At 35.9% G+C, this 1,858-nt stretch carries 1 protein-coding gene; it reads right to left on the reverse strand.

Annotated elements, in window-relative coordinates:
* Positions 1–467: 467 nt before the first annotated feature.
* Complete coding sequence (locus HZY94_RS04110) at positions 468–1,751, reverse strand: ISLre2 family transposase (protein ID WP_179925117.1); 1,284 nt, start codon at positions 1,749–1,751, stop codon at positions 468–470.
* Positions 1,752–1,858 lie beyond the last annotated feature (107 nt).

The following is a 1,858-nucleotide window of genomic DNA, read 5'->3' on the forward strand; positions in this document are numbered from 1 at the left end:
TTGTAAGGTATAAGAAAACACCTCCGTGCTATACTTGTTGTTCACCACAAACAAAAGGAAGGGCACAGAGATGCAAAACAATTATACAACAAAAGGAAAACATTTGACAATTAATGATCGTCGCTGGTATGTGTTTGGAATTTTGAGAAATGAAAAAATCTGAAGAGAGCTTTTTTGAAAACGCTGTTTTTTCAAAATAAAACTGAACAAAGAATCATTTCACCTTGCTCAGTCACTTGACTTCTACCAATATTTACTGTAGAATATCTTATGAATCAAGCAAAAGTACCGTTTTTGTTTGATTTTAGCGGAGCGTTCCAGCGCTTCGCTTTTTTCTTTGTTTCGTTAAGAATATTATACCATCTTTAGCTACAATGTCAACACTTTTTGCAAAAATCTTCATTAAAGCACAAAAAGTAAAATCTGTCAAATTTTTCCTGGTTTTCAAATTTACATATAATTTATGGTTAAAATTTCAAATTCACATGTAATTTACCAACAAGTTCGTAAGTTTTAGGAACGCTTTTGTGAGAAAATCTCCAATCAACTGTATTGTTCAACTCCTCAAATTCTTCAAACTCCTTCCGCCAATCACCAAAAATCAGTTCTCTTAACTCTCCCTGTTTTTCTAGAATGATCAATTTCGCAATAGTCTCTGCTCCCACATCAGACCAATACATACCTCGATTTTTCATGCGATAGGTCAGCTTTCGATGATTTGATTCAATAACTCCAATCCCTCCTTTTGAAATCCCTCTCAGATCACAAGGTTTCGTATGAATAAAATCTCTCCTCAACCTCTTGGAAAACACTTGGAAAGACTCTCTTTCTTTATCGGTCTGCAGGCAGGATTCCAAGGTATCTAGAGCTACTCTCAACTTATCTCTATCATGATGATAAATAGCTTTGAAAAACAGAGGCGCATGATCTGGATACAGACTGGTTGCTCTTTTGATTTCTCGTAAAATATGAAACTCATCCCAGAAATACTCATGTTTTTTAATCTTCAAATCACGGGCGATATTACAAAAACTTCTATAACTATAGCCTACACCGCCATCGGAATTTGTAATAAGGAGAGTCTCTTCTGTTATTTTGTAGGTTCGTTTAATATAGGACAACATCTCTTCTCGAACCTTTGAGATAGATAAGCCCACAAATTCTTTTTTCTCAATCAAACAAAAACGATTCTCACTCAATTGTTTACACCCACAGTGGACGATGTAATGATGCAGATGAACATTCTTACCTTCATTTGTTTTGACCAACACATCGTCTCCCTCGAGGTACAGAACATCGATAGGCTTCAAATCCTTTTCTTTTGTACAAGACAGGCTCATAAAATCTCTTTGGTTGTCCAGCAATTCTCCAGCCCGCTGCAAGGCAGAAAAAACACTATAGCCAGAAATAGATAGACGATACATGGTTGACAGAACCTCTGTGACCTGCTGATAACTCATTCGCAGCGATAAATCCAATATTGTGAACTCAACTTCTTTTGAAAATCGATCATACTTATCTAAGCCTAACCACTCATCCACCGGGACATAAACCTCGCCATCCCGATACCAGCGATTACGATAAAAGGTAATCTCTCCGACTAAAAAGACAACCGTTCGTTGAATCCGGTTTTTCAAAGTATACCCTCGAGCTAGCAGACTCAAGACCACACTTTCATCATATTCCTCTATCGTCCTTAAAAATTCCCTCCTTACTTCTTCATTGTAATTAATACTAAATAAAAATCGAATTTTGAATTATAATAGATTGTATGAAATTGAAATTAGATAAACAACAAGAAACTGAATTGAGATTAGCTCTTAGAAATAAAGACTACGCTACTTATCATAGACGCATC

Source organism: Streptococcus danieliae, assembly GCF_013415245.1.
GTDB lineage: Bacteria > Bacillota > Bacilli > Lactobacillales > Streptococcaceae > Streptococcus > Streptococcus danieliae_A.